The sequence below is a fragment of the Frankia sp. CcCS3 genome, from assembly GCF_977927575.1.
Genome location: NZ_CDWRCL010000177.1, coordinates 1 through 8,694, shown reverse-complemented (window position 1 = coordinate 8,694; position 8,694 = coordinate 1). Strand labels below are relative to the sequence as shown.

The window sequence follows — 8,694 nt, the reverse complement described above, 5'->3', positions numbered from 1 at the left end:
GCCTGTATGTGCTGCGGGTGCGGGCGGTAGAGGAGGGCCGGACGTGCCGTGGGGACTACGCCGTCCCCGTCCTACGCCGGTGAGGCAGTGCTCGGCCCTCCCGGTTTTGCTGGCGTTACTTGCCGTCGTGTCACGCTGCGGGCTACGCGAAACGAACGAGGAGTTTGATAATGCCTTCCTCCTTGGTTTTCTTCAACCTGAAGGCGCATTCGACTTCGTCGAACCCGAACTCGTGGGTCGTCATCGCCAGCGCGATGTCCATGAACGTTGGCCGGGTCGGGAGGCGCCGGGTGGGGTTGGCGCTGCCCGGAGGGCGGGGTGTGTGCTGTCGGTACCGACGTGTGTGACCGGTGCCGGGAGGTGGGCGTATGGCACAGCGTGTGCGGGCGCGGTGGCACCCTGTCCGTAGCCCCGTGATCGGGGTGGGGGAAGGACTCCCGGAGAGCTGCCGCCGCGGGCTGGTGCGGTTTGTAGCGGAGGTCAAGGCAGCCCGGCCGGCCGCAGTGGCCGTGCGCTGCGGTGGCTGCGCGTCCGGCGCCGGTAACCACGCCTGGAACGTCACCACGCCTGGAACAATGAGACATCGGTGGAGGAGGACATGAACGTGAGCAACCATGAGGTGCCGTCGCTGAGCAGGCAGGTCGAGACCGCCGTCGCCGGTGCGATCGACCGGGCGCTGCCGGAACTCGCCGGCGCCGACCCGGTTGTCCGGGGCTCCGACCACGCGGACTTCCAGGCCAACGCGGCGCTCGCGCTCGCCCGGCGGGCCCGCCGCCGCCCCGGGGAGCTGGCGGCTGCGGTCGCTGATGCCGTGCGCGCCGATGCCGTGCGCGCCGATGCCGTGCGCGCCGACGGCGCCGCTCTGGTGGCCGACGTCACCGTCTCCGGGCCTGGCTTCCTTAACATCACCCTCGCCGATGACGCGCTGTGGCGGCAGGTCACCGCCCGCCTTGCCGCCGGGCGGCTCGGCGTCGGCGCGGCCGAGCGGGGCCGTCGTACGATCATCGACTACTCCGGGCCGAACATCGCCAAGGAGATGCACGTCGGCCACCTGCGCACCACGATCATCGGGGACTGCCTGGCCCGGGTGCTCGGCTTCCTCGGCGCGGACGTCATCCGCCAGAACCATCTCGGGGACTGGGGCACCCAGTTCGGCATGCTCATCCAGTACCTCGACGAGCATCCCGCGGCGTCCTGGCACCACGACGACCTCGCCGCCGGCGCCTCCACGGTCTCGGCCCTCGATACCCTCTACCGGGCCGCCCGGAGCACCTTCGACGCCAACCCCGCCTTCGCCGACCGGGCCCGGCGCCGGGTCGTCGCGTTGCAGGCCGGCGACGCGGCGACCGTCAGCCAGTGGCGGGACATCGTCGCCGAGTCCGAGTTCGCCTTCGGGGAGATCTATCGCCGCCTCGGCGTGCTGCTCACTAGTGAGGACTCGGTGGGCGAGTCCTTCTACAACCCCTGGCTTCCCGATGTCGTCGATGAACTCGTGCGCGCGGGTATCGCGGCCGGCAGCGACGGGGCCCTGTGCGTGTTCTCCGCCGAGGTGACCGGACCGGACGGGGAGCCCGTGCCGCTCATGGTCCGCAAGAACGACGGCGGCTACGGCTACGACACCACGGACCTCACGACGATCCGCTACCGCATCCGCGATCTCAAGGCCGACCGGCTGCTCTACGTCGTCGACGCCCGCCAGGCCCTGCACTTCCGGCTCGTTTTCGAGGCCGCCCGCCGCGCCGGCTGGCTGTCCGACGACGTCGAGGCCACCCACGTCTCCTACGGCACCGTCCTCGGCCCCGACGGCAGGCCGTTCAAGACCCGCTCCGGCGAGACCGTCAAGCTCATGGACCTGCTCGACACCGCCGTGGAACGGGCCCGCACCATCGTCGCCGAGAAGGCCCCCGGCCTCGACCCGGCCGAGCTCGACCTGATCGCCGAGCAGGCCGGTATCGGCGCCGTTAAATACGCCGACCTGTCCACCTCCCGGACCAAGGACTACACCTTCGACGTCGAACGGATGGTGTCGTTCACCGGGAACACCGGCGTGTACCTGCAGTACGCCCACACCCGGATCCAGTCGATCCTCCGCAAGGCCGGCGACATCCCGGACACTCCGAACATCCCGGATGCCCCGGACACCCTGGTCGAGGTGGACCCCACCCTGACGCCGCATCCCGCCGAACGGGCGCTCGTCCTCACCCTCGACGCCTTCGGTGACACGCTCGTCGACGTCAGCCGCGCCCTCGAACCCCACCGGCTCTGCGGCTATCTCTACGATCTCGCCAAGGCCTACACCGACTTCTACGAGGCCTGCCCGGTGCTGTCCGCTCCGGGCTCCCTGCGCGCCAACCGCATCGCCCTGTGCCGGCTCACCGCCCGCACCCTGCGCCAAGGGCTCGACCTGCTCGGCATCGCCGCGCCTGACCGAATGTAGGCCCGGCCGGCGGGTCCAGGTTAAGCTGGTATCCACGCGGATGTGCATGGTGTGCCGGGAAGTCTGGTCGGCGATGTCCGATTCGACCCCTGATGCTGGGAGACCGCCTTGGGCCCGCCGCCACCTCACAGTCCATGGTTTCACCGCAGTTTCTGGTTTCACCGGGACTCCCGGTTTCGCCGTGGTTTCCGGCTTTTCGGCCGTGGTTCGCGGGCGGAGACTCAGCGGGTCGCCGCCATCCTGCGCGGTGAGATGATCGGCGGGGCGCTCCTGCTCGCCGCCGCCGTGCTCGCGCTCGCACTCGCCAACTCGCCCTGGTCCGACGCCTACCGATCGCTGCTGGCCGTCCGGGTTGGTCCCGCCGCCCTCCACCTTGATCTGACGCTGGCGGAGTGGACCGCCGACGGACTGTTGGCGATCTTCTTTTTCGTCGCCGGGCTGGAACTCAAACGGGAGTTCGTCGCCGGTGACCTGCGTGATCCGCGCCGCGCCGCGGTCCCGGTGCTCGCCGCCTTCGGCGGTGTCGTCGTCCCGGCCGTCCTGTACACGTTGGTGAACCTGGGCAGCGGCGCGCTGCGGGGCTGGGCCATCCCGACGGCGACCGACATCGCCTTCGCGCTGTCGGTACTGGCGGTCATCGGCCGACACCTGCCGATCGCGTTGCGGACCTTCCTGCTCACGCTCGCGGTGGTCGACGATCTGGTGGCCATCGTCATTATCGCCGTCTCCTACACCGAGCGGCTGTCGGTCGAGCCCCTGGTCGGCGCGCTCGTGCCGTTGGCGGCGTTCACCGTGCTGGTGCAGCGGCGGGTGCGGTCGTGGTGGCTGCTGCTGCCGCCGGCGCTGGCGACCTGGGCGCTGGTGCACGCCTCCGGCGTGCACTCCACCGTCGCCGGGGTGCTGTTGGGCTTTGCGGTGCCGGTGCTGCGCAGCGAGCGGGGCCGTGCTCCCGAGACGGACCGAGGCCTAGCCGAGCACTTCGAACACCGCTGGCGTCCGATTTCGGCCGGTATCGCCGTGCCGATGTTCGCCTTCTGCTCTGCCGGGGTGACGGTGGGCGGTCTCGACGGTCTAGCCGAGGCGTTGAGTGACCGGGCGGCCGTGGGCGTGATCCTCGGCCTGGTCGTCGGCAAGACGGTCGGGATCCTCGCCGCGACCTGGCTGGTGGCGCGCTTCACGGGGGCGAGCCTGGACGCTGGGCTGGCCTGGCTCGATGTGGTGGGCCTGGCGATCCTGAGCGGCATCGGGTTCACCGTCTCCCTGCTCATCGGGGAGCTGGCGTTCGGGAGCGATTCCCCTCGTAGCGATCACGTCAGGATCGCCGTGCTGGCCGGCTCCCTGATCGCCGCTCTGTTGGCGGCCGTGCTGCTGCGCCTGCGTAACCAGGCTTACGCTCAGCTGGAGCGGACCGAGACCGCCGACCTAGACCGGAACGGGATCCCGGATGGCTACGAGGGGGTGGAAAAGGACGGCTACGGGAAGGTGGACGAGGCGGAGACCGACCGTGTCGACTGACGACACGACTGGCACGTTCACGCCGACCCGCAGGCCGAAGGAAGTCCCCTCCCCGGTCGCGGCCTCGACGAGGAGGTTGCCCCAGGCGAATCGAGACAGCCAGCACACCTCCATCTCCAGCCGGTTGTGGGCCATTGACAGCAGGCGCCGGATCTCCCCGTCCGCTTCGGACCCCGGGATCGTGAGGAGAGCCCCCGCCCCGGATCAGCCTGGATGCGTGCCGACGGTGTCGCGGAGCTCGGCGCCGAGGCGGCCGTCCGAAACCCGGGCACAGTGGGCGCAGCAGAAGAACCGCCCGGATACTTCGACGCCGTGCCCGATAATGCGGCAGTCGCAATGTTCGCAGCGAGGGGCGAGTTTTGCCACAGCGCATTCAAAGCAGTCAAAGGTGTATTTCTCGCCACTCACGACCTGCACCTCGAACGACATCCAGTAGTCGTTACCGCAGGTGTCACATCTGGCCATCGTCTCGCCCCCTCTCGCCGGTCCCGACGTTAGACCGGATGGGCACTGATCGCATCTTCCGCCATCGGTATGTTCATCATGTCGATCGATGGTAACGGCGGGCCGATCACCCGGTATCTGCCCAGGTCGTCAGGGCCGGGCGGCATGCCTCATCGAAAAACTGCGACCGGAGCGGGGCGACAGGAGCGGGATGGATCTTCAGTTGGCGGGCAAGGTAGTGCTGGTGACCGGCGGCTCGAACGGGCTGGGAGCCGCCCTGGTGCGGACGCTGGCCGCCGAGGGGGCGCGGGTGGCCTTCTGCGGGCGCGACGAGACACGGCTGCGGAAGGTTGCCGAGCAGGCGCAGGCTGGCGGTGGCGAGGTTCTCGCCGTACCCGCCGATGTGACCAGCACCACCGACCTTGAACGTTTCGTCGCCACCGCCGTCGACCGGTGGAACGCCGTGGACGCCCTGGTGAACAACGCCGGCGCCAGCGCGGCCGGTACGTTCGAGAAGCAGGCCGACGAGGTCTGGAACGCCGATCTGGAGCTGAAGCTGCACGCGGCGATCCGGGCCTCCCGGCTGGTGTTGCCGTACCTGCGGCGCGCGGGCGGTGGCGGCATCGTGAACTCACTGTCCGTGGCGGCCAGAGCCCCTGGCGCCGGCTCCACCCCGACCTCCGTCACTCGGGCCGCGGGCCTCGCGCTCACCAAGGCCCTGTCCAAGGAGCTTGGCCCGGACCGGATCCGGGTCAACGCGGTGCTGATCGGCCTGGTGGAGAGCGGGCAGTGGGATCGGGCGGCGGCCCGGGAGAACATCACGGGCGACGAGCTGTACGAACGGATGGGGCGGACCTCCGGAATCCCGCTCGGTCGGGTGGGCCGGGCCCAGGAGTTCGCCGATCTGGTCGCGTTCCTGCTCTCCGCGCGGGCCGCCTACATCACGGGTGCGGCGATCAACCTCGACGGCGGCCTCAGCCCGGTCGCCTGACGGCAGATGGCCGGCCGATCAACCGGCGCGCCGGGTCTGCCGTCAGGCCGCCGCAGGTAGCCCTGGTGAGCAACCCGCCTCGCCGCGGGCCGGACCTTCGTAGGCTGGCGGGGTGACCGATCGCCTGTACTTCCGTCAGCTGTTGTCCGGCCGTGACTTCGCCGTCGGCGATCCGGTCGGTACCCAGATGGTCAACTTCGTCTACCTTGTGGGCGACCGCGAGACCGGCGAGGCCCTGATCGTCGATCCCGCCTACAAGGTCGACGACCTGCTCAACCTGCTGGCCGCCGACGGTATGCGGCTCACCGGCGCGCTCGTCACCCATTACCACGCTGATCACATCGGCGGAAACGCGTTCGGCATGGAGATCGAGGGTGTCCGCCAGTTGCTCGGCCGGCAGAACGTCCCGATCCACGTCAACCGGGCCGAGGCGGAGTGGGTACGGCGGGCGACCGAGATCTCCGCGTCCGATCTGGTCGAGCATGATGACGACGACGTGGTGATGGTCGGGGAGATCCCCGTGCGGCTGCTGCACACCCCCGGCCACACCCCCGGCAGCCAGTGTTTCCTCGTCGACGACCGGCTCGTTGCCGGGGACACCCTGTTCCTCGAGGGCTGCGGCCGGATGGACCTGCCCGGCGGCGACGCGGGACTGATGTACGACAGCCTGCGTCGGTTGGCCGCGTTGCCGGACACCAGCACCGTCTTCCCCGGCCACCAGTACTCTCCGCAGGCGTCGGAGGACCTCGCGGTGGTCAGGCGGATGAACCACGTCTTCCGGCCGACGAGCGCCCAGCAGTGGAAGGCGATGCTGGGCCTGTCCTGAATCCCGCGGTCGACCGGGTCGCCGCCGGGAAGACCCTCGTGTTCGCGGAACCGCATGGTCGACAAGGCGAGGAGCCCCGTATGGCAGCCCCGGTCCGTGCCGCAGCCCTGCAACTCGGCTGTCCCGACGAGGAGAACGCGGCGGACCGGGTGCGCAGGGTGCTGGGGGAGATCCGGCGGACCCAGGCGGACCTGGTCGTCCTCCCCGAACTATGGGTCACCGGCTATTTTCACTTCGATCGGTACGAGGCGGAGGCGGAGGCGGTGACCGGGCCGACGGTCACCGCCCTGCGGGAGGCCGCCCGGGAACGCGGATGCCACCTGGTGGCCGGCAGCATCGTGGAACGGTCCGCCGACGGACGGCTTTTCAACACGACCGTGTTGATCGGTCCGGACGGGATGATCCGGCATGCGTACCGCAAGGTGCACCTGTTCGGCTACGGCTCCGCGGAGGCCCGGTTGCTGACGCCGGGTGCCACGGTCGGAACCGTCCCCACCGAACTCGGCGTCGTCGGGCTGGCGACCTGTTACGACCTCCGGTTTCCCGAGCTGTTCCGGCTGCTGGCCGAGGGCGGTGCCGAGATCGTGGTGGTGGTGTCGGCCTGGCCGTTGGCCAGGCTGGACCACTGGCGCATGCTCACCCGCGCCCGGGCCATCGAGAACCAGGTGTACCTCGTCGCCTGCAACGCCGCAGGCCGCCAGGCGGGCCGGGAGATGGCCGGGGCGAGCGTCGTCGTCGATCCGTGGGGAGAGGTGCTCGCCGAGGCCGGCCCGCGGCCCACCACGGTGCGCGCGGAGCTGGACCCGGCCCGACCGGCCGCCGTTCGTGCCGAGTTCCCGGTGCTCACGCATCGCCGGCTAGGGCTCGACCACCAGAACCGGCTCGACCCCGCGTATCCGCTCGACCTGGCCGGGCGTGGCGAGGCCTTTCTCGACTTCTGGCGGGAGCGGCACCTGTGCAGCCTGACCACCGTCCGGCCGGAGGGCAGCCCGCACGTGGTCGCCGTCGGCGCGACGCTCGATCCGGCGGCGGGCATCGCCCGGGTGATCACATCGGCCCGATCCCGCAAGGCCCGCCTGATCGCGGCGGGGCCGGCCCAGGGCACCCCCGTCGGGCTCTGCCAGATCGACGGTCGACGCTGGTCGACGCTGGAGGGACTGGCCGTGCTCCGGGATGATCCGGTGAGTGTGGCCGACGCCGAGTTCCGCTATGCGCAGCGTTACCGCACGCCGCGGGCCAATCCCCGGCGTGTCGTCGTAGAGGTGCGGATCACCCGCGTGCTCGGCAGCGTCTGACCCTCAGGGGCCGAGGGGAACCGCCACGGTGGCCGGGAGCACCGGATCCCCGCTCCCCGTGGGGGCCGTGGCGGCCGTGGCGGTGGCCAGTGCCGCGGATGGCGCCGGCGGGCCCGGCTGCGTGGGTATGGGAGCCGCACCGGCTCGGGGCATCGCTCGTCGGCCCCGGGGAGTCTTTCCCCAAGGCTTCGCGATGGACAGCACTGTCGCCGTGATGAACAGGACGTTCATCACACTGGCACCGAGGACGATCGCGACGGTCGGAGCCGTGTAGGCGACCTCCCCCCCGTCCGTCGCCTGTCCGGCCCGCACGATCAACGGGCGCATCACGGAGCCGCCGAGTATCACGGCAACGACGGTGATGACGAGTTTCGTCGCCACCCACCAGTGCCGCAGCAGTCCCCATCTCGTTTTCACCGAGATCACCACCCCGGTGACCAGGGTGAGCAGAGCGAGCGGGATATCGAGGACCCGGTCGACGACGTGCATGAGTTCATATGCGGAGTGCCGAAGACCGGCATCGGCCGCCGCGGTCGAAGCCAGGACAAGCTGTGCGAACGCCACGCCATTCCAGCCGACACCCACCAGCACATGCATTGCCAACAGGGCGGTGCGTATCGGTTTACGCAGGTGGCGGCCCCGCTCGCGCAGGGTGGGTCCGGTCCGACCGGGTCCGGTCGCCGATGCGCCGGCCGTCGAGGCCACGGCGGGTACGGGATTCCCGGAATCGGCTGTCTCCGCAGGATCGGCCGTTGGTGCCGGACCGCGCGGTGATGCCGGGTCTGCCGGTGCCGCCGGACCGGCAGGCGTCGCGCTGGCGGCTGGGTCGGTGCCGGCTGCTGGGTCCGTGCTGTCCGCGGTCTCGAGTGGCGTCGAACCGGCCGCGGTGGGCACCGCCCCGGCGGGGGATGCGGTCATGCGGACGTCTCGGGCAGATTCATCGTCCGATTCTCTCCGTCACTGGATCATCAAGTGAGACGATTCTCAGGCATCCTGGGATGGCTCTCCGAGCAGCGGATCGAAATAGTACAGCCAATCGGTTGGCCCGGTCTGACACAGGTGACCAGAAGCTACTTTCACAATTTAAATGCAACCGAGCTCGGGCTGTGTACGGATCATGGTATAGAAAGATTGATCATCAGTGGTGCGGGCTTCCGGTGCCGCCGCCTGACGGTAAACATTCACC

At 69.9% G+C, this 8,694-nt stretch carries 7 protein-coding genes; 5 read left to right on the top strand and 2 right to left on the bottom strand.

What is annotated here, in order from left to right; translation table 11 throughout:
• The first annotated feature begins 598 nt into the window (after nucleotides 1-598).
• Together argS and nhaA are read left to right on the top strand one after the other, a co-directional pair.
• Nucleotides 599-2,437, top strand: coding sequence for an arginine--tRNA ligase (argS, locus tag AC08OQ_RS14720; protein WP_476612121.1), 1,839 nt, complete (start codon nucleotides 599-601; stop codon nucleotides 2,435-2,437).
• A 237-nt stretch (nucleotides 2,438-2,674) separates the two neighbouring features.
• Nucleotides 2,675-3,952: a Na+/H+ antiporter NhaA gene (gene nhaA, locus AC08OQ_RS14715; protein ID WP_476601555.1), complete on the top strand. Its 1,278-nt coding sequence runs from the start codon at nucleotides 2,675-2,677 to the stop codon at nucleotides 3,950-3,952.
• A gap of 204 nt (nucleotides 3,953-4,156) precedes the next feature.
• On the opposite strand, the gene AC08OQ_RS14710 is transcribed toward nhaA, so the two are convergent.
• Nucleotides 4,157-4,381 (bottom strand): Prokaryotic metallothionein, encoded by a 225-nt coding sequence (locus AC08OQ_RS14710; RefSeq protein ID WP_476601553.1) that lies wholly within the window; start codon nucleotides 4,379-4,381, stop codon nucleotides 4,157-4,159.
• A 226-nt stretch (nucleotides 4,382-4,607) separates the two neighbouring features.
• Here AC08OQ_RS14710 and AC08OQ_RS14705 point away from each other — a divergent pair, with 226 nt between their 5' ends.
• The 3 genes from AC08OQ_RS14705 (at nucleotide 4,608) to AC08OQ_RS14695 (ending at nucleotide 7,508) form a co-directional block, all read left to right on the top strand.
• Complete coding sequence (locus tag AC08OQ_RS14705; RefSeq protein WP_462188681.1) at nucleotides 4,608-5,387, top strand: SDR family oxidoreductase; 780 nt, start codon at nucleotides 4,608-4,610, stop codon at nucleotides 5,385-5,387.
• Between the two features lie 112 nt (nucleotides 5,388-5,499).
• On the top strand, nucleotides 5,500-6,213 hold the full coding sequence (locus AC08OQ_RS14700; RefSeq protein WP_476601551.1) for an MBL fold metallo-hydrolase: 714 nt from the start codon (nucleotides 5,500-5,502) through the stop codon (nucleotides 6,211-6,213).
• 80 nt (nucleotides 6,214-6,293) lie between these two features.
• Complete coding sequence (locus AC08OQ_RS14695) at nucleotides 6,294-7,508, top strand: nitrilase-related carbon-nitrogen hydrolase (RefSeq protein WP_462188683.1); 1,215 nt, start codon at nucleotides 6,294-6,296, stop codon at nucleotides 7,506-7,508.
• A 3-nt stretch (nucleotides 7,509-7,511) separates the two neighbouring features.
• Here the strand turns inward: AC08OQ_RS14695 and AC08OQ_RS14690 are convergent, their stop codons facing one another.
• Complete coding sequence (locus AC08OQ_RS14690) at nucleotides 7,512-8,213, bottom strand: hypothetical protein (RefSeq protein ID WP_476612120.1); 702 nt, start codon at nucleotides 8,211-8,213, stop codon at nucleotides 7,512-7,514.
• Nucleotides 8,214-8,694: the final 481 nt, after the last annotated feature.